Here is a 25,656-nt window from a genome sequence, read left to right as displayed (position 1 = left end):
CCATGGCCGACATCGGAATGCGCGAGCAGGACTGGGAGGAGCACGCCCTGGAGGTCCTGGCCGAGTACGGCTGGGAGACCCTCCGCGGGCCCGCCGTCGCGCCCGGCTCCGGTCAGCGCGCCCTTTGGGAAGACCCTGTCCTCCACGGCACGCTCTCCAGCGCCCTGCGCACCCTCAACCCCACCGTCCCGCCGGAGTACCTGGACCAGGCCGCAGCGGAGGTGCTCACCCCGGCGTCGCAGGACGCGATCGCGGAGAATCACCGCCTCCACCAGGTCCTCGTGCACGGCTACACGGGCATCACCTACGTGGACCGGGACGGCGAGCAGCAGACCCCCACCATCCGGTTCCTCTCCTCGGACGCCTCCCGCAATACGTACCACGCCGTCAACCAGCTCACCCTCCGCAGCCGGCAGGCGGAGCGGCGCTTCGACGTCGTGCTCTACGTCAACGGCCTGCCCCTGGCCGTCATCGAGCTGAAGAACGCCGGCACCAAGCACACCACCGCCGAGGCCGCCTTCCACCAGCTCCAGACCTACGTGAAGGAGTTTCCCCACGCCTTCCAGACCGTCGCCCTCGTGATCGCGAGCGACGGCCTCACCGCCCGCTACGGCACCCCCTTCACCCCGTGGCACCACTTCGCGCCGTGGAACGTGGACGACGACGGTGCCCTCGTGCCCACCGGTGCCCCGGACCTCGACGGCGAGCCCGCCACGGAGCTCAGTCTCACCCTCCAGGGCCTGTTCAACATCGACCGGTTCGGTCAGCTCCTGCGCGACTACATCGCGTTCGACTCCACCGACGCCGGTCTGGTCAAGCGCATCGCCAAGCCGCACCAGTACTTCGCGGTGTCCAAGGCGGTGGCCAACACGGTGCACGCCGTGGAATCGGACGGACGCATCGGCGTCGTCTGGCACACCCAGGGCTCCGGCAAATCCATGGAGATGGAGCTCTACACCGCCAAGGTGATGCGTCACGAGCGCCTCGCCAACCCCACCGTGGTGGTCATCACCGACCGCACCGAGCTGGACACCCAGCTCTTCGACGGCTTCCGCGCCAGCACCCTGCTGCCCGAGGGCCCCGTCAAGGTGAAGGACCGCAGCCACCTGCGGGACCTGCTCACGCAGTCCAACTCCGGCGGCATCTACTTCACCACCCTGCAGAAGTTCGGCCTCACCCAGGCCGAGCGGGACGCCGGCGCCGACCACCCGGTGCTCTCCGACCGCCGGAACATCATCGTGATGGCGGACGAGGCCCATCGCAGCCACTACGACACCCTCGACGGCTACGCCGCCCACCTGAAGAACGCACTGCCGAATGCCTCGCTCATCGCGTTCACCGGCACCCCCATCGCCGAGGGAGAGCGGGACACCCGGCGGGTGTTCGGCGACGACATCGACGTCTACGATCTGCACCGCGCCGTCGAGGACGGTGCCACCGTCCCCGTCTCCTTCGAGCCGCGCCTCATCACCCTGTCTCGGGTCGACGGAGTCGACGACGAGAGCCTCGACGCAGCCGCCGACGAGCTCACGGCCGGCCTGGACGAGGCCGACCGGGACCGCATCCAACGTGGCGTGGCCACCCTCGAAGCCGTCTACGGGGCGCCCCACCGGCTGCAGACCCTCGCCGAGGACTTCGTTCGCCACTGGGAGGACCGCCGTGACGCGATGCAGCCGACTATGGGCGTGCCTGGCAAGGCGATGATCGTGTGCGCTACCCGCAGCATCGCGGCTCGCCTCTACGAGCGGATCGTGGCCCTGCGGCCCGAGTGGCACGACGACGCCGACGACAAGGGCCGCATCAAGGTGGTCTACGACGCCAACCCCTCCGACACGGGCGAGATCAAGAAGCACATGCGGCGCCCCAGCGCGCTGGCCGCCGTGAAGAAGCGCCTGAAGAACCCGGCCGACGAACTCGAGATCGTGATCGTCAAGGACATGCTCCTCACCGGCTTCGACGCCCCGGCCCTGCACACCCTCTACGTGGACCGGCCGCTCAAGGGCGCCCTGCTCATGCAGACCCTCGCCCGCGTGAACCGCACCTTCCGCGGCAAGGAGGACGGGCTGCTCGTGGCCTACGCCCCGCTCGCGGAGAACCTCCAGCAGGCGCTGGCCGAATTCACCCGGGACACGCGAACGGCCGGCACGAAGACCCTGGCCCAGAACACCGAGGAGGCCGCCGACATCATCGAGACGATGGTGGGGATGCTGGCCGACACCGTGGGCGTGGACTGGAAGGCGACCTACCAGTCCGACCCGAAGAACGGCTGGCGCAAGGCCCTGCTCGAGGTCACCTCCCGGCTCCGCTCCCCCGGTACGCCCGGCAACACGGATCCCGAGGACCCCACCGTCCGGGCCGTGGCGGACACGTTCCGTTCCCAGGCTTCCCGGCTGCACCGGGCCTGGGCCCTGGCCGGCCGCGTGGCCGCCGTCGAGCGGTTCCGCTTGGACGTCAAGTTTTACGAGGAGGTCCGCACCTGGCTGGCCAAGCTCGACGCGCAGGACCGGATCGCCCGAGGGGAACCCATCCCCGAAGAGATCGCCCGCCTGCTCGGCGAGATGGTGGTCGACTCCACCGAGGCGACCGGCGTCATGGACATCTACGCGGCGGCTGGCCTCGAACGGCCCCGGCTCGACGCCCTGACCCCGGCCTGGATGGAGGAGGCGGCCGCGCCGTCGAAGGCAGAACTGGCCATCGAGGGCCTCCGCACGGACCTTCTCAAGGAGGCCACGCGCGTCACCGGAGGCAACGAGATCCGCCGAGCGCAGTTCTCCGAGCGCATCAACGCCGTCATGGCCAAGTACACCAACCAGCAGCTCACGGCAGCCGAGGTGATCGCCGAACTTGTGGAGATGGCCAAGGAAGTGGTGGCCGAAGCTGACCGTGGCCGGCGGTTCACGCCCCCGCTCCACGACGACGAGCTGATGTTCTACGACGTGGTGGCCCAGAATGAAGCCGCCCTGGACGTGATGGGCGACGACGTTCTCGCACAGATCGCCCGCGACCTCGTGGCCACCATGCGCCGCGACATCAAGACCGACTGGACCGTGCGCGAGGATGTGAAGGCCAAGCTCCGCGCCAGCATCAAACGGCTGCTCCGCAAGTACGGGTATCCGCCGGACCAGCAGCCCGAGGCGATCGTCGAGGTGATGCGGCAGATGGAGGCCGTGGCGCCGCGGATGGCGGAGGGGCAGTGAGCGATTTCCTGAGGGATGCTCTCAGCGGGGCGGTCAGCACCATCCTGGTGGCTGGGGCAGGGGCTCTTCTCGTTGTGCTCGGAGGGCTCGGCCTTCGCTTCGCCTGGATCCGTCGGGTCCGCAACCGCGCAGTCCGCGCTCTGAACGTCCCTCGCGTGGAGGCAATGTCCCGCTACGGGATCTCACTCGACAACTGGAGTCCGGTGGGAAGCGTCGATGACCCGCCTCCGGGTCGAGGTGGAACGCTCATGTGGGCGCTGGAGAACGGCGGCGGCCCGCTGACGACGACGGGCAGCCGAATGCGGACCATCACTCTCACCACCCAGAAACCTGTGGCCTTCGAGCTGCAACGGGTGTGGGTGACCTACACGCGGCAAGATCTCCCCGACGGCACGGCCTTCTACGACGTCAGCGACGGTCTGGGCGCAGGCGAGCGGGTGCCTGCTCGGTTTGTGGCAGCCCTCGGCCACGAAGGGCGGGCCACGAACAGATTCGCCGCCAAGCATGTGAGCGACTTCGACCTCCCGCAGAAGGAAGCGCCGGTCCCCTACCGCCTCTCCGACGCGACGCACCTGGATATCGACCTCCTGTTGAGCTTCCTGACTGAGGGCGCCTACACCTACAGCGTCGAGGTGGAGGTGGCCGTCAACGGGGTCAGCCGGACACTGAAAGTCGAGAAGGCACTGATCGGGGACCAAGAACTTCCCCTCAAGATGGTCTTCGCGCGGGAGCCTGCGATGGTCCATGAAGAGTTCACGGAGTACCCACACACGCGCTGGCTTCCGGGCCCGCGACCTGAAATGTGAGTCAAGGCCGCCGACTGTCACTCATGAGGCGGTAGGCAGTCTGGCGATTTCCCTGGCCCCCGTCCATCACCACGATCCCTTCATCCAGGGGGAGCCGAAGCGCGTACCGCACCTGGCGATCGGTCAAACCTGTCACGCTCGTCAGGGCACGCAACGTTGCTCCGTCGGGCATCCTCACCAGAGCAGCCAGCACGGCATGCTCGTGACGGGTGGGGCTGGCGCTCGCTGGAACGGCCCGCGGCACTGCCGTCTCCACCGCGGAGGCACCCTTCGCATCCTCGACGCCGGCGCGAGCGTTCCTGTCCGCGGCACGCCACAGAATGGCCTTGAACTGCACTCCAGTGTCAATGAGCTGGGGCCGTGGCAGGCCCTGTCGTTCTGCTGCACGGAACACCTCTCGGATTCCTCCACCTTCACCTTCGATGAGCGAGGCCCCGTCCGACGTCGTGAGTTTCTTGGCGAACTGATAGAGACGCTGATTGACAGCAGCCTGAGCATGGTCGTCACTCTGAAGCTGTGTCAATGACAGCCCCTGCAGACCGCCGGGATTCTGGATGAAGAGGTTCCTCGGCGTGAGACGGACCTGGACGCCCTTCCCCATCCCCAGAGTGCTGGGCCCGAGATCGCGGTGGACGAGGGCGTTGGCCAGCAGCTCACGCACGGCAGTGAGCGGCAGCTCCGCCACCTCTTCCATGTGGCCGTCCCGGCGATACCGCCGCACAGTGTCGATGTTGTCACTGACCCAGGCCATCAGGTCTCTCAGCAGGTCCGGCAGTGGCCCCACAAAGTCCTCAAGGTTCCGGTTGCGCGGCTGCCCCTCACCGCCGGGGAGCTGGACGGCAGCCGTGACCGTCAGGCCCGGGAAACGTCCCTGTGGAAAGTCTCCGAGAGCATAGAGACCCGCGAGCGTGGGTTCACCAGAACTCGTCAGGACGCTCGTCTGCCGCAGGATCTCCTCGCTGGTACGGTCTCGGAGCCGCCGGTTCTTCCGGCGGACAGCCGCGACATACTCGTCCACCAGCGAGGAAACGAGGTCCTGCTCGCCGAGGCCGGTGGCCACCTTCAACTCGTAGTCAACCCGCTCGTCCGCATGGAGCTTGGCGACCTCCAACATCCGCAGCTCGTGCTCATGCATCCGGTAGTCGCCGTCGGACTGGCGCAGATAGGCGACGCCCTGCACCGTTGCCGGCTTGTCCGCCGTCCTCAGCGGCACGACGTGGATGAGCAACACCTGTCGCTCGTCCAACTGCAAGGTCTGCGGGATGATCTGAGGGCTCGGCGTCACTCCTTCACGTGCCTGGGCTGCGACACCGGCCTCCAGGAGGGCCACGTCAGCCACCCCTGTGACGTTAAAAGCGCCTCTCGCCTCATCGACTCCAAGAATGATGGTGCCGCCCTCTGGCATGTTGGCGAAGGCGCAGAGGGTCTCGGCGAGCTGGGGCACTCCCCCGGCAGCGCGCTTGACCTCCACGTTCGTGGTGTCGCCGCGCCGCACACGTAGAGCCTCCAGAGTGGCAAGCAGATCGTCAGAGGACCATTTCATAGTGACAAAGTGTAAGTGAGAGTGTCAGTATGGGGCATCTATCAGAACCCCCCGGCCCCACCCGCATCACTCGCCAGGTTCGAGAACCGCGAATAGTGCCCCTGGAACCCCACCACAATGGTCTTCGTGGGCCCGTTGCGGTGCTTGGCCACGATCAGGTCCGCCTCACCGGCGCGCGGGGACTCCTTGTCGTACACGTCCTCGCGGTGCAGCAGGATCACCATGTCCGCGTCCTGCTCGATCGAGCCGGACTCGCGCAGGTCGGACACCTGCGGCCGCTTGTCCGTTCTCTGCTCACTGCCACGGTTCAACTGGCTCAGCGCGATCACCGGCACGTCGAGCTCCTTGGCCAGCAGCTTGAGGGCACGGGAGAACTCGGCCACCTCCTGCTGACGGGACTCCACCTTCTTGCCCGAGCTCATGAGCTGCAGGTAGTCCAGCACCACCATCTTGAGGTTGTTCTTCTGCTTGAGCCGCCGGCACTTGGCGCGGATCTCCATCATGGTCATGTTCGGGGAGTCGTCGATGAAGAACGGCGCCTCGTTCAGCCGCCCCACGGTCGCGGCGATCTTGGACCACTGGTCGTCCCGGATGGTGCCCTTGCGCAGGTCCTGCAGGGCGATCGTCGCCTCGGCACTCAGAAGCCTCATCGCGATCTCGTTCTTCCCCATCTCTAATGAGAAGAACACCGTCGCCATGTTGTGGTGGATGGCCGCGGCCCGCGCGAAGTCGAGCGCGAGCGTGGACTTGCCGACGGCGGGGCGCGCCGCGATCACGATCATCTGCCCGCCGTGCAGGCCCTGCGTCAGCTCGTCGAAGTCGTAGAAGTCGGTGGGGACGCCCGTCAGGCCCTCCCCCTGGTTGCCGGCCGCCTCGATCTCGTCGACGGCGTGCTCCATGATCTCCGCGAGGCGCACGTAGTCCTCGGACTGGCGGTTCTCCGCCACCTTGTAGATCTCGGACTGCGCCTCGTTGACGATCTCCTCGACCTCGCCGTCGCCCTGATACCCCAGCTGGGTGATCTTGGTGCCGGCGGTGACGAGGCGGCGCAGGACGGCCTTCTCCGCCACGATCTCCGCGTAGAAGCTCGCGTTGGCGGCGGTGGGCACGGACTGGATCAGCTCGTGCAGCACGGCGGGGCCGCCCACGCGGCTGAGCTCCTGGCGCTTGTTCAGCAGGTCCGCCACGGTGACGGCGTCCGCGGGCTCACCGCGGCCGTAGAGGTCGATGATCGCCTCGTAGATCATCTCGTGGCTCGGCCGGTAGAAGTCGTGGCCGCGCAGCAGCTCCACCACGTCCGCGATCGCGTCCTTGGAGAGCATCATGCCGCCCAGCACCGAGCGCTCCGCCTCCAGGTCCTGGGGCGGCAGGAAGCGTTCAGAGGAACGGCCGCCGTCGTAGGAGCCCGAGTCTCCGTAGTTCTCAGTCAACGTCCGGAGACTCCCTTCCCACAGCCCGCACGACGGCGGCCCTCGCCGGTCTTCCCGGCCCTGATTCCTCTGTTGTCACCGCCCGTGCCGCCGCACCCTCCTGCAGGCGGACGGTGCGACGGTCCCCGGGGCGACGGTCCGAGCGGATGCGCGCCTGTCAGTGGTCACCTGCGGCCAATACCCGCCCTCGCGTTGGGGATACCACGCGACACTACGCGCGCCGTGGAGGCTGGGCAACCGCGTTTCCCACAGGCCTTGTGGACAACATGTGGATTCGGCGGCGTGTCGTGTGGATCGCCTGGGGACCACGCTGGGGACAACCGCTCGGCCAGTCCCAGAATCCAGCTCTGACCTGGGACGATGCGATCCCCAGCGCTGTGGAGGAAGATTCTCCACCCCCCTTTGGCCCCGGCCGCGGGACTTGACAGCACCCTCGTTTGCGCCCTCATCACACCGCCTGGTACACGCCTATCCACACCGTCGTCCACACCCTCCACATCTGTGGACAACTCCTGTGGACAAGGTGCCCGGATCTGGGGACGGCGAAGTTGACAGCGTCTGCGCGCGGCCCCGGGACCTCCACGTGCCCTCCTCTCCCGACCTCCCCGGGCCGCCCCACACCGATGACTCACGCACGTCAGTGACCCGCCCCAGAGTCATTGGACGGAACGCGAGCACGGTGCTTGGGTGGAACCCGTCGTCGTGTCGTCCGCCACAGTGAGGAGTCCGCCGTGCCCCCGGCCACCACCGCCCCCTCCCCGGCCTCGCTCCCCCTCGACGGCGTCCTCGTCGCCGACTTCTCCCGCGTCCTCGCCGGCCCGCTCGCCACCATGACGCTGGCGGACCTCGGGGCGCGCGTCATCAAGGTGGAGCACCCCGAGCGCGGCGACGACACCCGCGGCTGGGCCCCGCCCCGCTCGGCGACGAGCGCCACCTACTTCGAGTCCGTGAACCGCAACAAGGAGTCGGTCGGCTGGGACCTGAAGGACCCCGAGGACCAGCGGCGGGCCGCCGCCCTGGCCGCCCGGGCCGACGTCGTGGTCCACAACCTCAAGCCCGGCACCATGGAGCGCCTCGGTCTGGGCTACGACGACGTCGCGCGGGAGAACCCGTCCGTGGTCTACGCCGCCGTCTCCGGCTTCGGCGACCGCGAGGGCCGGGACCTGCCCGGCTACGACTTCATCGTCCAGGCCGCGGGCGGTCTCATGAGCATCACCGGCGAACCGGACACCCCGATGAAGGCGGGCGTCGCCCTCGTGGACGTGCTCACGGCCAAGGACCTCACCGCCGGCGTGCTCGCCGCCCTGCTGCGCCGCGAGCGCACCGGGGAGGGCGCCCACCTGCGACTGAACCTGCTCTCCTCGCTGCAGGGGGCGCTCGCCAACCAGGGCCAGGCATGGCTCGGCGCCGGCGTCGTCCCGCGGCGGATGGGCAACGACCACCCCTCGATCGCCCCCTATCAGCTGCTGGCGTGCCGGGACGCGCCGCTCGCCGTCGCCATCGGCAACGACGCGCAGTTCCGCACCTTCGCCGCGGCCCTCGGCGTCCCCGAGCTCGCCGAGGACCCGCGCTTCACCACGAACACGGACCGGGTCGAGCACCGCGAGGAGCTGCGCACCGCCCTGGAGGACGCGCTCTCGGCCGAGACGGCCGCCCACTGGCGGGACGTGCTGCAGGCCGAGCGGCTCCCGGTCGGCCTCGTGTCCACCGTCGCCGAGGGCGTCGAGCTGGCCGAGTCCCTCGGCCTGGAGCCGACCGTCGAGGTCCAGGACCGCTCCGGCGCCCCCGCCGGCCGACAGTTCCGCCACCCGGTGCAGTGGGACCCGCCCGTCGCGCACCCGCGCCACGCGCCCCCCGCGCTCGGCGCGGACACGGCGGCCGTCAACACCTGGCTCGACGCCCGCTGACCACCCCGCAGAGAGGACCCCCGCCATGACCACCCCGTTCCACGCCGAAGCCGACTCGTTCCTCGGCCGCGCCGACGTCGTCGGCCTGGACTCCCTGTTCTCCGCCGAGGAGAAGGCCGTCGCACTGCAGGTGCGCGGCTTCGTGGACGAGCACATCCGCCCGCACATCGCCCGCTGGTACGACGACGCGGTGTTCCCCCGCGAGATCGTCCCCGAGCTGGGCCGTCTCGGCGTGCTCGGCATGCCCTACGAGGGCCACGGCATGCCCGGCCGCTCGGCGGTGGAGTACGGCCTCGCCGCCCAGGAGCTCGAGGCCGGCGACTCCGGCCTGCGCACCTTCGTCTCCGTGCAGGGCTCGCTCGCGATGGGCGCGATCCACAAGCACGGCTCCGAGGAGCAGAAGGCGCAGTGGCTGCCGCGCATGACCACCGGCGAGGCGGTCGGCTGCTTCGGCCTCACCGAGCCGGGCGCCGGCTCGGACCCGGCCTCCATGACGACGACGGCCCGCCAGGAGCCCGGCGGCGACTGGGTGCTCGACGGGGTCAAGCGGTGGATCGGGCTGGCCACCCTGGCCGACGTCGCGATCATCTGGGCGCAGACCGGCGAGCCCGGCGACGGGCGCGGGGTGCGCGGCTTCGTGGTCCCCACGGACACCCCCGGCTTCCGTGCCGAGGCGATCACCCAGAAGCTGTCCATGCGGGCCTCGGTGCAGTGCGAGATCCACCTCGACGGCGTGCGCCTGCCCGCCTCCGCGATGCTGCCGGCCGACTCCGCCGTCGGGCTCAAGGGCCCCTTCCAGTGCCTCAACGAGGCCCGCTACGGGATCATCTGGGGCGCGATGGGCGCCGCCCGCGACTCCTTCGACGCCGTCCTCGACTACGCGATGCAGCGGCAGCAGTTCGGGGTGCCGCTGGCCTCCCACCAGCTGACGCAGGCCAAGCTCGCGGACATGGCCGTGGCCATCGGCAAGGGCTACCTGCTGGCGCACCAGATCGGCCGCGCCAAGGACGCCGGCCCGCTCACCCCCGCCATGATCTCCGCCGGCAAGCTGGACAACTGCCGCGTGGCCATCGGCATCGCCCGGGAGGCCCGCGAGATGCTCGGCGGCAACGGCATCACCCTGGAGCACTCGCCGCTGCGGCACGCGAACAACCTCGAGTCCGTGCGCACCTACGAGGGCACGGACGAGGTCCACCAGCTCACGCTCGGCCGGCACCTCACGGGCATCGGCGCGTTCGCCCCGGCCCGCTGAGCCCCGCGCCCGGGCTCAGGCGTCGTCGGCGGGCGCCTCGGGCGCCGGGGCTTCCTCGGCGACGGAGGCGAGGATCGGGGTGGCCGGCAGCTTCCGCACGCGCTTGGGGCGGCGGGCGCGGGCGGGGATGAGGGCGCGCATGTTCTCGGTCTTGCCGAAGCAGAGCAGCCGGTCGCCCTCCTCGAGGACCTTGGTGTCCGCGGGGTTGGGGAACACGGAGGTGCCGCGGTGCAGGGTGAGCACCTGCAGGTCCTTCGCGAGCAGCCCGGAGTCCTCGATGGACTGGCCCACCCAGCCGGAGCCGGCGTGCACGGTGATCTCACCGACCCCGTACCCGGTGGACACGGCCAGGCGCTGGCGCACGTCGATGTCCGGGAAGCCGGCCTGGTCCGCCACGTAGTCGATGATCGCGCCGGCCACGTCCAGGTCCGTGGCGGCCTCGATGCCCTGCAGCCCCGGCGAGGAGTTCACCTCCATGACCAGCGGGCCGTGCTCGCCCTCGAGCATGTCCACGCCGGCCACGCGCAGGCCCATGATGTGGGCCGCCCGCACGGCGGTCTCCGCGTACTCGGGCGAGAGCTCGACGCGCTCCACGGTGCCGCCGCGGTGCACGTTGGAGCGGAACTCGTCCCCCTGGGCCCGGCGGCGCATCGCGGCCACCACGCGGTCCCCCACCACAAGCGCGCGGATGTCCGTGCCCTTGGACTCCTCCACGAACCGCTGGATGAGCACCTGCTGGTTGGTGCCGTGCAGCGTCTCGATGATCGCCTCGGCCACCTTCTTGGTCGGCGCCAGGATCACGCCGATGCCCTGGGTGCCCTCGAGCAGCTTGATCACCACGGGCGCCCCGCCCACCATGTCGATCGCCGTGGAGACCTCGCCGCGGTTGCGCACGAACACGGTGGCGGGCATGTCGATCTCGTGGCGGGAGAGGATCTGCGTGGCCCGCAGCTTGTCCCGCGAGTTCATGATCCCGGCGGCCGTGTTGGGCGTGTAGACGTCCATCTGCTCGAACTGGCGCACCACGGCGGTGCCGAAGTAGGTCACCGAGTTGCCGATGCGCGGCAGCACGGCGTCATAGCCGGAGAGGGGGCGGCCGCGGAACATCAGATCGGGCTCGTCCGAGCTGAGGTCGATCCCGAAGCGTAGGGTGTCCAGGACCTTCACCTGGTGGCCGCGCTCGAGCGCCGCGGTCTTGAGTCGCTGCGTCGAGTAGGCGCGCAGGGAACGGGAGAGGATGGCGAGCTTCATGACCGCTTTCCTGGGAGGATGAGGGGCGTGTCTGAATCTAAGCACACGGCCCCGGCCCCCCACGGCGCGCCCCCCACCGACGACGGCGCCGCTCGCCCGGGGCTGGTGGGCTGGCGCGAATGGGTCGGCCTGCCCGCCGCCCACACCCCCTGGATCAAGGCCAAGATCGACACCGGCGCCCGCACCTCGGCGCTCCACGCCTTCGGCATCGAGCGGTTCACCCGCGACGGCGCCGCGTGGGTCCGGTTCGAGGTGCACCCGTGGCAGACCTCGGCCGCGGACGCGCGGACGGCCGAGCTGCCGGTGGCCGACCTGCGCACGGTCCGCTCCTCGAACGGCAAGGCGCAGGAGCGCGTCGTCGTCGTGATGCCGCTGACCCTGGCCGGCCGCACGATCGAGGCGGAGGTGACCCTGACCCACCGGGACGAGATGGGCTTCCGCATGCTCGTGGGGCGCACCGCGCTGGCCGCCGGCGGCCTCCTCGTGGACCCCGCCGCCTCGTACGTGGGCGGGCAGCCGCCGCGCGGCGTGCGCCGCCGGAACCGGGGACGCGCGTGAGCCGTCGCCCCGCCCGCGCCCCCTTCGCGTTCGGCGGGGTCGAGATCCCGGCCGGCCGCCGCCACGAGCTGTCCCTGCCGATCTCCCAGCTCATCACCGGCGCGGACGTCACCCTGCCCGTGCACGTGCTGCACGGCCGCGAGGACGGGCCCACCGTGTGGGTCTCCGCCGCGATCCACGGGGACGAGGTGGCCGGCGTCGAGATCGTCCGCCGCGTCCTGGAGCGCCTGCAGCCCACGCAGCTGCGCGGCACCCTGCTGGCCGTGCCCATCGTCAACGTGCTCGGCGTGATGGCCGGGGACCGCTACCTGCCGGACCGCCGCGACCTGAACCGCTCCTTCCCCGGCTCTGCCCGGGGCTCGCTGGCCTCGCGCATCGCGCACCTGATGATGACCGAGGTGATCGCCCGCTGCACCGTGGGCATCGACCTGCACACCGGCGCGGACCGCCGCTCCAACCTGCCGCAGATCCGGTGCGACCTGGAGGACCCCCAGACCCGCGCGCTCGCGGAGGCGTTCGGCGCGCCCGTGCTCTTCCACGCCCGCCTGCGGGACGGCTCCCTGCGCGCCGCCGCCCGCGAGACCGGCGCGCGCGTGCTGCTCTACGAGGCCGGTGAGGCCTGGCGGTTCGACGAGTACGCGATCGCCCCCGGCGTGGACGGGGTCCTGCGCGTGCTCGCGGCGCTGGACATGGTGGATCCCGCGGACGTCGGGCTCACCGAGCCCGGGCCGGACGCAGTCGTCGACGCCCCCGGTCCGCTGCCCGGTGAGGTCCCCGAGGAGCGGACCACGGACGTGCCCGAGGCGACCGACGCCACCGGCGAGGACACCGCCGCCGTGCACCCCGACGTCGTCGACGGCGAGCAGGACGCCCCGTACCTGGTGTGGCAGTCCACGTGGGTGCGCGCCCGCGCGGACGGCCTCGTGCACCTGGACGTCTCCCTCGGCGAACGCGTGAGCGCCGGGGACCGGATCGGCGCGCTCTACAACTCGTTCGGCCGCCGCCTCGCGCACGTGAAGGCCGAGCTGACCGGCGTGGTCATCGGCCGCACCGAGGCACCCCTGGTGCACCGCGGCGACGCCCTCGTGCACATCGGGGGATGGGACGCATGAGCAGCGGCGGGGCGCCGTCCGCGCGTCGGAGCCGCCCGGCTCAGGCCGGGGACGGGCGGCGGGCGATGGCCCGGCCGCCGTGCACGAGCCGGTAGTAGAGCAGCAGCGCCACCCCGACGCCGCCGGAGAGCAGGTACATCACCGGGATCCCGACGGCGGCCACCACCGCGCCGAGCACCATGGGGCCGAGGCCGGTGCCGAGGTCCAGGAGCAGGAAGAACGTGCCCGTGGCGACGCCGATCTCGATGGGCCGGACCACCTTGATCGCGATGGTCTGGAACACGCTCACCACGGGCCCGTAGGTCAGCCCCAGCAGGGCGCCGGCCGCGAGCATGCCCGCCGGCTCCCGCCACAGCGCCAGCACCGCGTAGGAGACGGCCATGCCCGCGAGGATCGGGTAGACGACGGCGTTGTCCCCGTGCCGGTCGTGCAGCACGCCCAGGACGGCGCGGCCCACGATGGTGCCCGCGGCGAAGAGCAGGAAGAACAGGCTCGGCACCATCGCCGGGTAGCCCTGCTGCTGCGCGAACGTGGCCATGAACGCGAGGATGCCGCCGTACATGAACCCGGAGGCCAGGGCCACGCCCGCCGCCGGCGCCACCTCCGCGGAGAACACGTCCGCCCGGTGCAGCCGGAACCGGCCCGTCAGCGGCGGCTCGGGCACGCGCAGGAACAGGGCGATCAGCAGGGCCATGCCCGTGAAGCCGATGCACGCCCAGAACAGGGCGTCGTAGCCGAGGGTGGTGCTCAGCTGCAGGGCCACCATCGGCCCGACGGCGCCCGCGAGCGTCATGGACGTGGAGAACCAGCCGGTGCCCTCGGAGCGGCGCACGGGCGGGACGATCCGCTGCACGGCCGTGGCCAGCACGGTGCCGGCCGCGCCGAAGCACATGCCGTTGAGCAGCCGGACCGCGGTCAGCGTGGCCAGGGAGTCCGCCCAGAGGTACGCCGCCGTCGTGAGGACGTAGCAGGCCAAGGCGACGAGCAGGACCCGCCGCCGCCCCCACGCGAAGGTGGCGGGCGTCGTCGTCATGCGGGTGAGGACCGCGCCCAGCACGAACGCCCCCACCACGACGCCGGCCTCCGCGTCCGACGCGCCGAAGGACGTGACGGCGTAGAGCGCCATCGCGGTCATGAGCGTGTAGAAGATCATCGCCACGAACAGGTAGGTGGCGCTGACGAGGATGAACGGGCGCGTCCACAGGGGCGGGCGCGGGGCCGCCGTCGAGCCGGCGGGGTCGGAGGGCGGTGGGGCGGAGGGCATGATCTCCATGTTCCCCCACGGCACGAGGCCCCGGCCCGCTCGTGAAGAGCGGACCGGGGCCTCGGGTGCGCGTCGCGTGCGCGACGGGCTCAGAAGCGGATGATCACTTCTTGGCCTTGGCGGCCACGACCTGCAGCTGGACGGTCGCGATGACGTCCTCGTGCAGGCGGACCTGGGCCTCGTGGTTGCCCACGGACTTGATGTGCGCCGGCAGGGTGATCGAGCGCTTGTCCACGGAGCCGAGGCCGGCGGCCTCGATCGCCTCGGCGACGTCGGCGGTCTGGACGGCGCCGAACAGGCGGCCCTCCGCGCCGGCGGTGCGCTCGAGCTTCACGGTGGCGGACTGGAGCTGCGCGGCCTGGGCCTGCGCGTCCTCCAGGTTCGCCACGGCGCGGGCCGCGCGGGCCTTCTGCAGGGACTCGACCTGCTTCTCCCCGCCCTTGGTCCACACGGTGGCGAAACCGCGCGGGAGCAGGTAGTTGCGGGCGTACCCGTTCTTGACCTCGACCACGTCACCGGAGGTGCCGAGACCGGCCACTTCCTGGGTCAGGATGAGCTTTGCCATCTGGGTGTTCCTTCCTTCGCTCGCTCGATCAGCCGCGGCCGGCGCCGGCGTAGGGCAGCAGGGCCACCTCGCGGGCGTTCTTGACGGCCTGGGCGATCTTGCGCTGCTCCTGGACGGTCACGCCGGTCACGCGACGGGCACGGATCTTCCCGCGGTCGGAGATGAACTTGCGCAGCAGGGCCACGTCCTTGTAGTCGATCTCGGTGATCTTGGCGGCCTTGAGCGGGTTGGACTTCGGTTTGGGCTTGCGGAGTTCAGCCTTCGCCATCGTGGTGCTCCTTCAGAGTTCTCTGGAGCCCGCAGAACGGTTCTGCGGGATGGGATCACGCGGCGTCCCGTGCGGGGCACGGGGCCGTGTGCAGTGCGGCCCGGCGGTACCGGGTCGCGGGTGGGATGGACCGCCGGGGCGGCCCTCCGGGCGACGTGCGCCCGGACGGAGAGGTCCGTGGTGTTCCGTGTCCGTCGCGGCCGTGGGGGCCGCGCCCGGTCAATGCAGGATCAGAACGGGGGCTCGTTGGAGGACGGGGTGTCCCATCCGCCGCCACCGCCGCCGGACCAGGGGTCCTGCGGTGCGGCCTGGCCGCCGCCCTGCTGCTGGCCGCCCCAGCCGCCGCCCTGCTGGGCGCCGCCGAAGCCGCCGTCGTTGTTCCCCCCGAAGCCGCCGCCGGCCGGGGCGCCGCCGACGCCGCCCCCCTGCTGGCCGCCGCCGAAGCCACCGCCGCCACCACCGCCGCGCTGGGCGCGGGTGACCTTGGCCGTGGCGAACCGCAGCGCCGGGCCGACCTCGTCCACGTCCAGCTCCCAGCTGGTGCGACGGTTGCCGTCCCGGTCGTCGTAGGAGCGCGCCCTGAGGCGGCCCTGCACGATCACGCGCATGCCCTTGGTCAGCGACTCCGCCACGTTCTCCGCGGCCTCGCGCCAGACCGAGCAGCGCAGGAACAGCGCTTCGCCGTCCTTCCACTCGTTGGTCTGGCGGTCGAACGTGCGGGGCGTGGACGCGACGGTGAAGTTCGCGACGGCCGCGCCGTTCGGGGTGAAGCGCAGCTCCGGGTCGGCGGTGAGGTTGCCGACCACGGTGATGACGGTCTCGCCTGCCATGGTCACTCCTGTCTTCGGGGGTTCTGCCGGTCAGTGACCGGATCCGGGGATCCGGGACTGCTCAGCGGGGTTCCGGTGGGGGCGTCGGGGACTGATCCGATGCTCTCAGACCCTCCGGACACGGTACGAGGATCACTCAGCGGTGATCTTCTGCTCCTCCGGACGGATGATCTTGGTGCGCAGGATCGTCTCGTTGAGGTTCAGCAGACGGTCCAGCTCCTGGGTGGCGGCCGGCTCCGACTGGAAGTTGACGACCACGTAGATGGCCTCGGACTTCTTCTGGATCTCGTAGGCGGTCTTGCGGCGACCCCACACGTCGATGTTGTCGACGGTGCCGCCGGCGTTCGTGACGACCTCGAGGTACTTCTTCAGGGTCGGCTCCACGGTGCGCTCGTCGACCTCAGGGTCGATCAGCACCATCAGCTCATAAGCACGCATGCGAACCCACCTCCTCTGGGCTTGCGGCCGCGGTCTCTCCGCGGCAGGAGGTTCTGTGCTCGTCGTCCGTGTGATGCTCCGCGCTCTTCGGCGGCACACAGACAACCTGATCCATCCTAGCAGTTCGAGGGAGGGGCACTGGCGCGGCGCCCACGCACGCGGGCGCCTCCCGCGCCGACGCCTCCCGCGCGTCGAGCCCGCGAGCCAGATGATTCAGTCGTTTTCCGGCCGCTTCTACGACCGAAATCTCTGGCTCGCGGCCATCCAGGAGCAGAAATCTCTGGCTCGCGCCCCCACGCGCAGCCTCACACCCCGCGGAAGAACTCCCGCACGGCCGCCGTCAGGTGCTCCACGTCCCGCACGCCGCACATCTCGCGCGCCGAGTGCATGGACAGCAGGCCCAGGCCCACGTCCACGGTCCGGATGCCCAGGCGGGTCGCCGAGATCGGGCCGATGGTGGAGCCGCAGGGGACGTCGTTGTGGGAGACGAACTCCTGGAACGGCACCCCCGCCACGCCGCACCAGCGGGCGAACGCGGCCTCACCCCCGGCGTCGGTGGCGTAGCGCTGGTTGGCGTTGATCTTCAGCAGCGGGCCGTGGTTCACGCGCGGGTGGTTCACGGGATCGTGCCGCTCGGCGTAGTTCGGGTGCACCAGGTGGCCGGCGTCCGCGGACAGCAGCCAGGACCCCGCGATCGCCCGCGCCCGGCCCTGCCCGGCCACGCCGAGCGCCTCGAGCACGCGCCCCATGACCTCCTCGAGCAGCGGCCCGGCCGCCCCGGACCGCGACGCCGACCCCAGCTCCTCGTGGTCGAACGCGGCGAGCAGCGGGATCACCGGGGCGCCGGCCGCCTCACCGGCCACCCCGCCCGCGACGGTCCCCTCGTACGCGATCGCCCCCTCGGCGCCGCCGTGCTCGCGCGCCAGCTCCTCGAGCGCCACGAGGCCCGCGTGCACCGAGCTCAGGTTGTCCAGCCGACCCGACGCGAAGAACTCGCCCGCCAGCCCGAAGAGTCCGGGCGCCTGGGCGTCGGCCACCACGACGTCGTGCCCGCGCACCGCGGCCGGGTCCACGCCGGCGGCGGCCGCGAGCGCGGTCAGCACGTCACCGGGCACGCGGGCGGCCAGACCGTCGGCCTCCGCCTCGCCGGCGCCCTCGCCGCGCGGGGCGAGCGCCCCCACGACGGGGTTCGTGTGCCGCTGCCGCTTCAGCGTCAGCCCCTCGTTGACCTCGCGGTCCAGGTGGATGGCCAGCTGCGGGATGCGCCCCACGGGCCCGGTCGCGGCGAGCACCTGCGTGCCGTCGTCGAGGGCGAGACGCCCGGCGAACCGCAGCTCGCGGTCCAGCCACGAGTTCAGCAGCGGGCCGCCGTACACCTCGACGCCGGCCTGCACCCAGCCGTCGGCCGTCACGGTGGCCGGGTTCGGCTTGAGCTTGAACCCCGGCGAGTCCGTGTGCGCGCCGAGCACGCGGAACACCGGCACGACGCCGGCGCTCGGCCCCGCCTCGTCCGGCCCGGCCGCGCGCGCCTCGGCGCCCTCGTCCCGGCCCAGGGCCCCGGCGCCCGTCGGCACGATCCAGGCCACCGCCGCGCCGTCGCGCACCACCACGTAGCCGCCCGGGGCCGACGGGAAGTCGACCGCCTCGTCCAGGCGGGTGAAGCCGACGGTCTCCAGGCGGCGTGCGACCTCCTCCGCGGCGTGGTAGCTGGAGGGCGAGGCGGTCACGAAATCGGCCAGGTCCCGCAGGTGGGCGGGCAGCTCGGCGGCGGTGTCACGGGTCACGGGGGTCATGCCCCGACCGTACCGCGCCCCACCACCCCGTCCGGCTACCCTGGCCCGAAAGCGGGCCCGCCGCATCGCCCGCCCGTCAGCGCAGGAGGAGCCCGCCGTGGACATCATGATCGCCGTCGCCGTGGGGGTCTTCCTCCTGGTGGCGTGGACCGTGGGCGGCTGGGCCATCGTGCGGATGGGCTTCACCCGGGACGGGGACGCGGCCCGCACCCCCGCCCACGACGACGGCGCCGCGCGTCCGGCGCACCGTGGCCCGGCCGCGGACCCGGCCACCGACCCCCACGTGATCTGGCGCGAGCAGATGAAGGCGGCCACGGCCGCCTCCGGGGCGCAGTGCGTCTGTCCGCCGCCGCCCCGCGAGGACGGCGCCGCCGAGGCGGGGACGAGCGCGCCGCCGTCGTCCCCGGACTGCCCGATCCACCGCTGGGACTACGCCTGAACCGCGGCCGGCCGGTCTGAGCGCCCCCGGGCCGGGCCGGCGTACGCGCCGGCGAGCGGGTCGGTGTCCGGGTGGCCGCCGTGGTCGCGCTTCACGAGGTCTTCTGCCGGGTGCAGCATCTCCCACACGACGCGCCCGCACAGCCACAGCACCGCGAGCATGTGGGCGAGGATCGCGGCCACGTAGACGGAGTCGTCCATGGAGTGCTGCGGCGGGGTCTCGGCCACCCCCTTGGCCAGGTACATCCACACGGCGAAGAAGTGCAGCGCCTCCACCGTCTGCCACACCCAGAAGTCCCGCCAGCGCGGCAGGGCGAGCGCCAGGAGCGGGATCAGCCAGACCACGAACTGCGGTGAGTACACCTTGTTGGTGAGCACGAACGCCGCCACCACCAGGAACGTCAGCTGGGCCAGCCGCGGGGTGTGCCGCACCCGCACGCCGAGCACGAAGATCCCGAGGCAGCACACCGCGAAGGTGCCGTAGGCCAGCAGGGTCAGGGAGTCCTCCGGCACGAACGCCCACCCGGCCTGCGCGGCGGTCACGTCCCACGCGTGCCACACGCTGGACAGGCCCGGCCCGCGCTCGCCGGAGAAGGTGAAGAACACGGACCACGCCTGGAAGTTCACGGCCATGAGCGGCACGTTGACCGCCGCCCACGCCGCCACCGTGCCCCCGGCCGCGAGCAGGAACGGCCGCCACCGCCGCGAGCGCACCGCCAGGATCAGCAGCGGCCCCAGGATCAGCAGCGGATACAGCTTCATGGCCGCGCCGAGGCCGAACAGCACCCCCGCCGTCAGGGACCGGCCGCGCGACCACGCGTACATGCCGCACGCCAGCAGGGCCACGGCCCACAGGTCCCAGTTGATGGTGCCGGCCAGCACGATCCCCGGGGCCACGGCCACCATGAGCCCGTCCATCCACCGACGCCCCGCCATCCGGACGGTCAGCACCGCGACGACGGCCCACAGCACCACCACGAACCCGAGGTTCACGAGCCAGAACACCACCGTGCCCTGCTCCGGAGAGAACGGCAGCGCCTGCGTGATCCAGGCCGCCACCGAGCCCACGACGGACATCAGCACGGGGTACTCGAACGTGGAGCCCGCCCGGAACGGCGCCCACGGGTCCGCCGCGAACCCGCGCCCGCCGTAGAGCGCGGCCCAGTCCGAATAGCAGCCCGCGTAGTAGACGTCCGGGGCGCCCCAGCCGTGCAGCAGGCACGGCGACTTCTGCAGCACGGTCACGACGGCGGCCAGAGCCACCAGCAGCCCCGTCAGCGCCACGGGTCCGGCCCAGGAGCCGGTCCCCCGTCCGGGGCCGTTCGCCGCGAGGCCGCCGGCGAGCTGGAAGCGTCCGCCGCGCTCGCCGGGGGCGGGCAGGGTCCCGGACGGTGCGCTGTCAGCGGAACGCCCGGCGGGGACGCCCGGGGCGGTCACGGCGTCGCTCGGGGCGCCGTCCGCGGCGTGAGTGGGCGGCTCGCTGGGGGTCGCGGCGTGCGCGGGGGCCGGTCTCATGCCCCCATCCTAGGAAGCCGCCCGGACACCGGACGGGCGGGGCCGCCGTCGTCGGTCGTAGACTGGCGGGGTTGATCCCCGGGTGAGCGCCCCGCCGAACGGTGTGGGCCCCCTGTGCGCGCCCCGCGTGCCCGCACCCGTTCCGGACAGTCGAGGAGAGAACCAGACCGTGGCCACCAACCCCATCCGCGTCGCCATCGCCGGCGTGGGCAACTGCGCAACATCCCTCATCCAGGGTGTGGAGTACTACCGCGAGGCGAAGGCCACGGACACGGTCCCAGGCCTGATGCACGTGCAGTTCGGCGACTACCACGTGTCCGACCTCGAGTTCGTGGCCGCGTTCGACGTGGACGCGAAGAAGGTCGGCCTCGACCTGTCCGAGGCCATCACCGCCTCCGAGAACAACACCATCAAGATCGCGGACGTGCCCCACGCGGACGTCACCGTCCAGCGCGGCCCCACCCTGGACGGCCTCGGCAAGTACTACGCCGAGACCATCGAGGAGTCGGAGGCCGAGCCCGTGGACGTGGCCCAGGCCCTCCGCGACGCGAAGGTGGACGTGCTGGTCTGCTACCTGCCCGTCGGCTCGCAGCGGGCCACCGAGCACTACGCCCAGGCCGCGATCGACGCCGGCGTCGCGTTCGTGAACGCCCTGCCCGTGTTCATCGCCGGCACCCCGGAGTGGGCCGAGAAGTTCACCGCCGCGGGTGTGCCGATCGTGGGCGACGACATCAAGTCCCAGATCGGCGCCACCATCACCCACCGCGTGATGGCCAAGCTGTTCGAGGACCGCGGCGTCACCCTGGACCGCACCTACCAGCTCAACGTGGGCGGCAACATGGACTTCAAGAACATGCTCGAGCGTGAGCGCCTGGAGTCCAAGAAGATCTCCAAGACGCAGGCCGTCACCTCCAACACCTCCGCGCAGCTGGGCGAGAAGGACGTGCACATCGGCCCGTCCGACTACGTGGCCTGGCTCGACGACCGCAAGTGGGCGTTCGTGCGCCTCGAGGGCCGCAACTTCGGCGACGCCCCCGTCTCGCTCGAGTACAAGCTCGAGGTGTGGGACTCCCCCAACTCGGCCGGCGTGATCATCGACGCCGTGCGCGCCGCGAAGATCGCCCTGGACCGCGGCATCGGCGGGCCGATCCTCTCGGCCTCGTCCTACTTCATGAAGTCCCCGCCCGTGCAGCACAACGACGACGCGGCGCACGAGCTCGTGGAGGCCTTCATCCGCGGCGACATCGAGCGCTGACCAGCCCGGTCCCCGCGGACCGCGCACGACGCCGGCCCGTCACCTTCCCCGTGGAGGTGACGGGCCGGCGTCGTCGTGGGGGCGCGTGCCGCCCCGGCCACCGCGCTCAGCGCCGCGCGCCGAGCCGGTCCTCGATGGTGAGCCGGACGAGCTGGGCGTACATGGCCTGGCCGTCGGCGCGGGGGTGCACGCCGTCGGCGGAGAAGTCCGTGACGTGCTGCTTCGCCGCGGCGTCCCAGTCCGCCAGGACGATCCGGTCCGGGTGGGCCTTGGCCTGCGCCTCCATCTGCACCTGCACGTCCGCGATCCAGTCCATCGGGCCGTGCGGCACCACGAGCACGAGCAGCCGGTCCTCGCCGACGGCCGCCAGGATCTTCTCCCAGTCGCCCCGGTGGGTGGTGCCGTTGGCGCCCAGGGCCACCACGACGACGTCGCTCAGCTGGCCGTCCGCCTTGAGCTTCTCGATCTCGTCCGCGGCGTCCCAGATCTGGTAGCCCACCTCCGCCTCGAGCAGCATCCCCGGCAGCTGCTCCAGGAGCGTGGGCGCGGCCGAGAGCGAGACGGAGTCGCCGATCAGGGTGACGTCCGGGCCGAGCTCGGACGGCGGCAGGGCCGCGGTGAGCTGCTCCTTGGAGTACGTGGGGCGTGTGACGGCCGGGTCGCCGAGCCCGAGCCCGGACGGCTCGGCGGACGATCCGGGCGAGGACGTCGCGCCGGCGGAGCCCTCCGCGTCCCCGGGGGCGGCCGAGCCGGGCGAGGCCGAGGCCGACGCCTCGGCCCGCTTCGACTGCTCCGCCGCGCGGGACTCGCGGGCCGCCTGCTGCGCCGCCTCGGCGGCCTTGAGGGACTCCTCCGCCTGGGCGATGTCCTGCTCGAGCTGAGTCTGCGCGGGCGAATGCACCACGGCGGCCACGGCCGCCGCGGGGACGGCCACGAGCCCCAGCGCCGTGGCGGCGGCCGCGAGCTGGCCGATCGGCCCGGCCCCGCCCGTGAACGCCCGCCGAGCGGCTGCGCCCCAGCGACCGAAGGCACCCCTGAACCCCTCGTGGAGGATGGGCTCCTCGATCAGCCGGGTGCTCAGGTCGGCGATCAGGGCGGTCAGCAGCAGGATCGCGCCGGCGGCCACGGGCTCGACCCACCCGGGGGCGTCCACGGGCACCATCACGCGCATGATCACGAGCAGCGGCCAGTGCCACAGGTACGCGGCGTAGGAGCGGCGCCCCCACCAGCGCAGGAACCCGTTGCCCAGCGCGCGAGAGAGCGAGTCGCGCCGGTCGCCCTGCACCACGTGCCAGACGATGAACGCGACGACGGCGGACAGGCCCGCCAGCACTCCGCGGTACGTGCTCGCGTGGCCGCCGTCGACCAGGGCGAAGCCCGCCGCGAGCACCGCGACGGCGCCCCACGCGACAGCCACCCGCGTGGCCGAGGTCCGCGGCTCGGGGCCGCCGTGCTCGGGCCGGGGCACATGGGCCAGGCCGATCGCCACGCACGCGCCGAACAGCAGGCCGAAGGCGTGGGTGTCCGTGCCGAAGTAGAGGCGGGCCTGCTCGAACCCGTGCCACGAGCCCCAGGCCATCCACGCCGCGGAGGCCACGGCCGCGACCGCGACCGCGAGGATACGACGTCGGTCCGCCACCCGCCCCGAGTTCACCGTGCTGCGCGGCGGCCAGGTGAGCAGGAGCAGCCCCCAGAGGAGCAGGGGCCAGAGGATGTAGAACTGCTCCTCGATCGCCAGGGACCACAGGTGCTCGAACAGAGGCGGCGAGGCGCGGTTGAAGTAGTCCCCGCCCTCGAGGATCATCACCCAGTTGCTGGTGTAGGTCAGGGCGCCGAACCATTGGCGACCCAGGCCCGCGGGGAACTCGTCCACCGCCAGCCACGCGAGCGCGGTGGTGCCCACGAGCGCCATCAGCATGGCCGGGATGAGGCGTCGGACGCGCTTCATCCAGAAGGTGCCCAGCGCCACGCCCCGGCCCGCGTCCACACCACGGACCAGGCCGGTGGTGATGAGGAAGCCGGAGAGCACGAAGAACATGTCCACACCCACGAACCCGCCGCGCAGGAAGGTGGGCCAGGCGTGGAAGACGAGCACGGCGAGCACCGCGATCCCCCGCAGCCCGTCGAGGGCGGTCACCCGGCCCGGGCCGCGACTGACCCGCGTGCCGACCTTGACGGCGGGCACGCCGTCCTGGGGCGGCAGGGCATGGCGGGGCGCGGACGCGGTGCGCTGGTCGGAACTCATAGCGGTCGATCATCCCATCCGGACCTGGATGGGCCAAAGCCTCCGGCTATCCCCACCCGCCCCACCGCGTTGGGGGCGGTTTCCGGCGGTATTCCGCTCCCAAAGCACCGGTTTCCGCCCCGGAAGCGGGGGGCGGGCGCCGGTCAGTGGTTCCGCAGCGCCTCGATGAGCTCGTCCTTGGTCATGGTGGAGCGGCCCTCGATGTCGAGCTCGCGGGCCCGCTTCGCGAGCTCGTCCTTGGTCCAATCCTCGTAGGAGCCGGCCTCGCCGCCGCGCTCGGCGACCTCGTCCCGGCCGTCCCGGGCGGACGCGTTGGCGATCCGCGCGGCCTTCTCCTCGCTCGCGCCCTCGCGGCGCAGCGCCTCGTAGACCTCGGGGTCCTTGATGTTGGAGGTGCCGGGGCCCATGGGGGCGCCGTTCTTCTCGGTCTTCTTCTCAGCCATGCGGCCAGTGTGGTCCCGGCCCGACGACGGGTGGAAGGTCCGCCGCGCCGCCTCAGTCCTGCTGGGCCTCCGGCTGCTCGGCCCACCAGCGCCGCAGCTCCGCCTCGGCCTCGGCCGGCTCGTGCGGCCCCTCGTCCAGGCGCCACTCGAGCAGGTGGGTGTACGCCCGGCCCACCACCGGGCCCGGGCGGATCCCCAGCAGCGCCATGATCTGCTGCCCGTCCAGGTCCGGCCGCACGGCGGCGAGCTCCTCGGCCTCGGTGATCTCGGCGATGCGCCGCTCGAGGTCGTCGTACGCGTGGGCCAGCCGCTCGGCCTTGCGCCGGTTGCGGGTGGTCACGTCCGAGCGGGTCAGCGCGTGCAGGCGGGGCAGCAGGTCGCCGGCGTCGTGGGCGTACCGGCGGACGGCGGAGTCGGTCCAGCCGGCGTCGCCGTAGCCGTAGAACCGCATGTGCAGCTCCACCAGGCGGGCCACCGCCTTGATCGTGTCGTTGTCGAACTTCAGGGCGCGCAGCCGCTTGCGGACGAGCTTGGCGCCCACGGTCTCGTGGTGCCGGAAGGTGACGGCCCCGCCCTTCTCGAAGCGGCGCGTGGCCGGCTTGCCGACGTCGTGCAGCAGCGCCGCCAGGCGCAGCACGGGGTCGGGGGTCGACGGCGCGTACTCGCCCTCCAGCTCCATGGCCTGCTCCAGCACGGTCAGGGAGTGGGCGTAGACGTCCTTGTGGCGGTGGTGCTCGTCCGACTCGAGCTGCAGGGCGGGCAGCTCGGGCAGGACGTGGTCGGCCAGGCCGGTGCGCACGAGCAGGTCGAGGCCGGCGCGCGGGTGCGCACCGCACACGAGCTTGACGAGCTCCTCGCGGACGCGTTCGGCGGAGATGATCGTGATCCGCTCGGCCATCGCGGTCATGGCCTGCTCCACCTCGGGGGCCACGGCGAAGCCGAGCTGGGAGGCGAAGCGGGCGGCGCGCATCATGCGCAGCGGGTCGTCGGAGAAGGAGTCCTCAGGGGTGCCGGGGGTGCGCAGCACGCCGGCGTGCAGGTCCCGCATGCCGCCGAAGGGGTCCACGAGCTCGAGGGCGGGCAGGCGCAGGGCCATGGCGTTGACGGTGAAGTCGCGGCGCAGCAGGTCGTCCTCGAGGCTGTCGCCGAAGGCCACCTGCGGCTTGCGGCTGGCCGGGTCGTACTGCTCGGCCCGGTAGGTGGTGACCTCGAGCTGCCAGCCGGCCTTGCGGAAGCCGATGGTCCCGAACCGCCGTCCCACGTCCCACGTGGCGTCCGCCCAGCCGGCGCCGACGGCCTCGGACGCGTCCGGGTCGGCGTCCGTGGTGAAGTCCAGGTCCGGCGACGGCCGTCCCAGGAAGAGGTCGCGGACCGGGCCGCCCACCAGGGAGAGCTCGTGGCCGGCGGCCTCGAACCTCCGCCCCAGCTCCACGACGACGGCGGGCAGGGTGGCGTCCGCGGGGAAGCCGGGGGGCAGCGCGTGGGTGGCGGTGGTCAGATCCATGATGCCTACAAGGGTGCCAGACGGTCCCGGCACGGGCCCGCG

General features: G+C 71.8%; 21 protein-coding genes. 8 read left to right on the top strand and 13 right to left on the bottom strand.

The annotated features are described in order from the left end of the window. Positions 1-2: 2 nt before the first annotated feature. Positions 3-3,197 carry a type I restriction endonuclease subunit R gene (locus tag OVA32_RS01765; RefSeq protein ID WP_267714896.1) on the top strand — a complete coding sequence of 1,065 codons (3,195 nt, stop codon included), beginning with the start codon at positions 3-5 and terminating at the stop codon, positions 3,195-3,197. A 248-nt stretch (positions 3,198-3,445) separates the two neighbouring features. Beyond that, positions 3,446-4,003, top strand: a complete 558-nt coding sequence (locus OVA32_RS01760) for a hypothetical protein (RefSeq protein WP_170747966.1) — start codon at positions 3,446-3,448, stop codon at positions 4,001-4,003. A gap of 1 nt (position 4,004) precedes the next feature. Here the strand turns inward: OVA32_RS01760 and OVA32_RS01755 are convergent, their stop codons facing one another. After that, positions 4,005-5,546: an ATP-binding protein gene (locus tag OVA32_RS01755; RefSeq protein WP_170747967.1), complete on the bottom strand. Its 1,542-nt coding sequence runs from the start codon at positions 5,544-5,546 to the stop codon at positions 4,005-4,007. Between the two features lie 41 nt (positions 5,547-5,587). Next, positions 5,588-6,976 carry a replicative DNA helicase gene (gene dnaB / locus OVA32_RS01750; protein WP_069941712.1) on the bottom strand — a complete coding sequence of 463 codons (1,389 nt, stop codon included), beginning with the start codon at positions 6,974-6,976 and terminating at the stop codon, positions 5,588-5,590. 731 nt (positions 6,977-7,707) lie between these two features. Here dnaB and OVA32_RS01745 point away from each other — a divergent pair. Continuing rightward, positions 7,708-8,883, top strand: coding sequence for a CaiB/BaiF CoA transferase family protein (locus tag OVA32_RS01745; protein WP_267714892.1), 1,176 nt, complete (start codon positions 7,708-7,710; stop codon positions 8,881-8,883). A gap of 25 nt (positions 8,884-8,908) precedes the next feature. Continuing rightward, positions 8,909-10,135, top strand: coding sequence for an acyl-CoA dehydrogenase family protein (locus OVA32_RS01740; protein ID WP_060974275.1), 1,227 nt, complete (start codon positions 8,909-8,911; stop codon positions 10,133-10,135). Positions 10,136-10,150: 15 nt separating this feature from the next. Here the strand turns inward: OVA32_RS01740 and rimK are convergent, their stop codons facing one another. Then, on the bottom strand, positions 10,151-11,386 hold the full coding sequence (rimK, locus tag OVA32_RS01735) for a 30S ribosomal protein S6--L-glutamate ligase (RefSeq protein WP_036314384.1): 1,236 nt from the start codon (positions 11,384-11,386) through the stop codon (positions 10,151-10,153). Positions 11,387-11,413: 27 nt separating this feature from the next. Here rimK and OVA32_RS01730 point away from each other — a divergent pair, with 27 nt between their 5' ends. Beyond that, positions 11,414-11,944 (top strand): ATP-dependent zinc protease, encoded by a 531-nt coding sequence (locus OVA32_RS01730; RefSeq protein WP_060974274.1) that lies wholly within the window; start codon positions 11,414-11,416, stop codon positions 11,942-11,944. Further along, complete coding sequence (locus OVA32_RS01725) at positions 11,941-13,056, top strand: succinylglutamate desuccinylase/aspartoacylase family protein (RefSeq protein ID WP_060974273.1); 1,116 nt, start codon at positions 11,941-11,943, stop codon at positions 13,054-13,056. Before OVA32_RS01730 ends, OVA32_RS01725 begins: the two co-directional genes overlap by 4 nt. A 40-nt stretch (positions 13,057-13,096) precedes the next feature. On the opposite strand, the gene OVA32_RS01720 is transcribed toward OVA32_RS01725, so the two are convergent. The 6 genes from OVA32_RS01720 to OVA32_RS01695 all read right to left on the bottom strand — a co-directional run bounded on the left by OVA32_RS01720 (position 13,097) and on the right by OVA32_RS01695 (position 18,214). Continuing rightward, positions 13,097-14,320 carry an MFS transporter gene (locus tag OVA32_RS01720; RefSeq protein WP_257966174.1) on the bottom strand — a complete coding sequence of 408 codons (1,224 nt, stop codon included), beginning with the start codon at positions 14,318-14,320 and terminating at the stop codon, positions 13,097-13,099. A gap of 103 nt (positions 14,321-14,423) precedes the next feature. Further along, the gene (gene rplI, locus OVA32_RS01715; RefSeq protein WP_002857787.1) at positions 14,424-14,885 is read right to left on the bottom strand and encodes a 50S ribosomal protein L9; all 462 of its coding nucleotides are present in this window, start codon (positions 14,883-14,885) and stop codon (positions 14,424-14,426) included. A gap of 28 nt (positions 14,886-14,913) precedes the next feature. Further along, on the bottom strand, positions 14,914-15,153 hold the full coding sequence (gene rpsR, locus OVA32_RS01710; RefSeq protein ID WP_002857788.1) for a 30S ribosomal protein S18: 240 nt from the start codon (positions 15,151-15,153) through the stop codon (positions 14,914-14,916). Between the two features lie 230 nt (positions 15,154-15,383). Continuing rightward, positions 15,384-15,983 carry a single-stranded DNA-binding protein gene (locus OVA32_RS01705; protein WP_036338481.1) on the bottom strand — a complete coding sequence of 200 codons (600 nt, stop codon included), beginning with the start codon at positions 15,981-15,983 and terminating at the stop codon, positions 15,384-15,386. Between the two features lie 132 nt (positions 15,984-16,115). Beyond that, a complete protein-coding gene (gene rpsF / locus OVA32_RS01700) occupies positions 16,116-16,421 on the bottom strand; it encodes a 30S ribosomal protein S6 (RefSeq protein WP_002857790.1) in 306 nt (101 codons plus the stop codon). Positions 16,422-16,726: 305 nt separating this feature from the next. Beyond that, on the bottom strand, positions 16,727-18,214 hold the full coding sequence (locus tag OVA32_RS01695) for a M18 family aminopeptidase (protein WP_267714882.1): 1,488 nt from the start codon (positions 18,212-18,214) through the stop codon (positions 16,727-16,729). Positions 18,215-18,320: 106 nt separating this feature from the next. Between OVA32_RS01695 and OVA32_RS01690 the strand changes: the two genes are divergently transcribed. Beyond that, positions 18,321-18,653: a hypothetical protein gene (locus tag OVA32_RS01690; protein WP_230282499.1), complete on the top strand. Its 333-nt coding sequence runs from the start codon at positions 18,321-18,323 to the stop codon at positions 18,651-18,653. Here the strand turns inward: OVA32_RS01690 and OVA32_RS01685 are convergent. Continuing rightward, positions 18,644-20,167 (bottom strand): glycosyltransferase family 87 protein, encoded by a 1,524-nt coding sequence (locus tag OVA32_RS01685; RefSeq protein WP_267714880.1) that lies wholly within the window; start codon positions 20,165-20,167, stop codon positions 18,644-18,646. The two genes, OVA32_RS01690 and OVA32_RS01685, sit on opposite strands and share 10 nt — an antisense overlap. Positions 20,168-20,336: 169 nt before the next feature. On the opposite strand from OVA32_RS01685, the gene OVA32_RS01680 reads away from it, so the two are divergent. Then, positions 20,337-21,422 (top strand): inositol-3-phosphate synthase, encoded by a 1,086-nt coding sequence (locus OVA32_RS01680; RefSeq protein ID WP_044659951.1) that lies wholly within the window; start codon positions 20,337-20,339, stop codon positions 21,420-21,422. Positions 21,423-21,528: 106 nt separating this feature from the next. Here OVA32_RS01680 and OVA32_RS01675 read toward each other — a convergent pair whose 3' ends face one another. From OVA32_RS01675 to OVA32_RS01665, 3 genes are all read right to left on the bottom strand, one after another. Beyond that, positions 21,529-23,667 carry an acyltransferase family protein gene (locus tag OVA32_RS01675; protein ID WP_267714877.1) on the bottom strand — a complete coding sequence of 713 codons (2,139 nt, stop codon included), beginning with the start codon at positions 23,665-23,667 and terminating at the stop codon, positions 21,529-21,531. A 143-nt stretch (positions 23,668-23,810) separates the two neighbouring features. Beyond that, positions 23,811-24,110: a DUF7218 family protein gene (locus OVA32_RS01670; RefSeq protein WP_002857801.1), complete on the bottom strand. Its 300-nt coding sequence runs from the start codon at positions 24,108-24,110 to the stop codon at positions 23,811-23,813. 52 nt (positions 24,111-24,162) lie between these two features. Continuing rightward, positions 24,163-25,614: a CCA tRNA nucleotidyltransferase gene (locus OVA32_RS01665; RefSeq protein WP_078025344.1), complete on the bottom strand. Its 1,452-nt coding sequence runs from the start codon at positions 25,612-25,614 to the stop codon at positions 24,163-24,165. Between the last annotated feature and the right edge of the window lie 42 nt (positions 25,615-25,656).

The sequence above is a fragment of the Micrococcus sp. SL257 genome (genome assembly GCF_026625585.1).
Lineage (GTDB): Bacteria > Actinomycetota > Actinomycetes > Actinomycetales > Micrococcaceae > Micrococcus > Micrococcus luteus.
Note: the sequence above shows the minus strand (reverse complement) of the source record. Positions and strands in the feature narration are given on the sequence as shown.

Bases quoted from the DNA above. Each gene is read 5' to 3' on its own strand.
- OVA32_RS01765 (WP_267714896.1), top strand. From the start codon at position 3: ATGGCCGACATCGGAATGCGCGAGCAGGACTGGGAGGAGCACGCCCTG.
- OVA32_RS01760 (WP_170747966.1), top strand. From the start codon at position 3,446: ATGTGGGCGCTGGAGAACGGCGGCGGCCCGCTGACGACGACGGGCAGC.
- OVA32_RS01755 (WP_170747967.1), bottom strand. From the start codon at position 5,546: ATGAAATGGTCCTCTGACGATCTGCTTGCCACTCTGGAGGCTCTACGT.
- OVA32_RS01740 (WP_060974275.1), top strand. From the start codon at position 8,909: ATGACCACCCCGTTCCACGCCGAAGCCGACTCGTTCCTCGGCCGCGCC.
- rimK (WP_036314384.1), bottom strand. From the start codon at position 11,386: ATGAAGCTCGCCATCCTCTCCCGTTCCCTGCGCGCCTACTCGACGCAG.
- OVA32_RS01720 (WP_257966174.1), bottom strand. From the start codon at position 14,320: ATGCCCTCCGCCCCACCGCCCTCCGACCCCGCCGGCTCGACGGCGGCC.
- rplI (WP_002857787.1), bottom strand. From the start codon at position 14,885: ATGGCAAAGCTCATCCTGACCCAGGAAGTGGCCGGTCTCGGCACCTCC.
- rpsR (WP_002857788.1), bottom strand. From the start codon at position 15,153: ATGGCGAAGGCTGAACTCCGCAAGCCCAAACCGAAGTCCAACCCGCTC.
- OVA32_RS01705 (WP_036338481.1), bottom strand. From the start codon at position 15,983: ATGGCAGGCGAGACCGTCATCACCGTGGTCGGCAACCTCACCGCCGAC.
- rpsF (WP_002857790.1), bottom strand. From the start codon at position 16,421: ATGCGTGCTTATGAGCTGATGGTGCTGATCGACCCTGAGGTCGACGAG.
- OVA32_RS01695 (WP_267714882.1), bottom strand. From the start codon at position 18,214: ATGACCCCCGTGACCCGTGACACCGCCGCCGAGCTGCCCGCCCACCTG.
- OVA32_RS01690 (WP_230282499.1), top strand. From the start codon at position 18,321: ATGATCGCCGTCGCCGTGGGGGTCTTCCTCCTGGTGGCGTGGACCGTG.
- OVA32_RS01685 (WP_267714880.1), bottom strand. From the start codon at position 20,167: ATGAGACCGGCCCCCGCGCACGCCGCGACCCCCAGCGAGCCGCCCACT.
- OVA32_RS01675 (WP_267714877.1), bottom strand. From the start codon at position 23,667: ATGAGTTCCGACCAGCGCACCGCGTCCGCGCCCCGCCATGCCCTGCCG.
- OVA32_RS01670 (WP_002857801.1), bottom strand. From the start codon at position 24,110: ATGGCTGAGAAGAAGACCGAGAAGAACGGCGCCCCCATGGGCCCCGGC.
- OVA32_RS01665 (WP_078025344.1), bottom strand. From the start codon at position 25,614: ATGGATCTGACCACCGCCACCCACGCGCTGCCCCCCGGCTTCCCCGCG.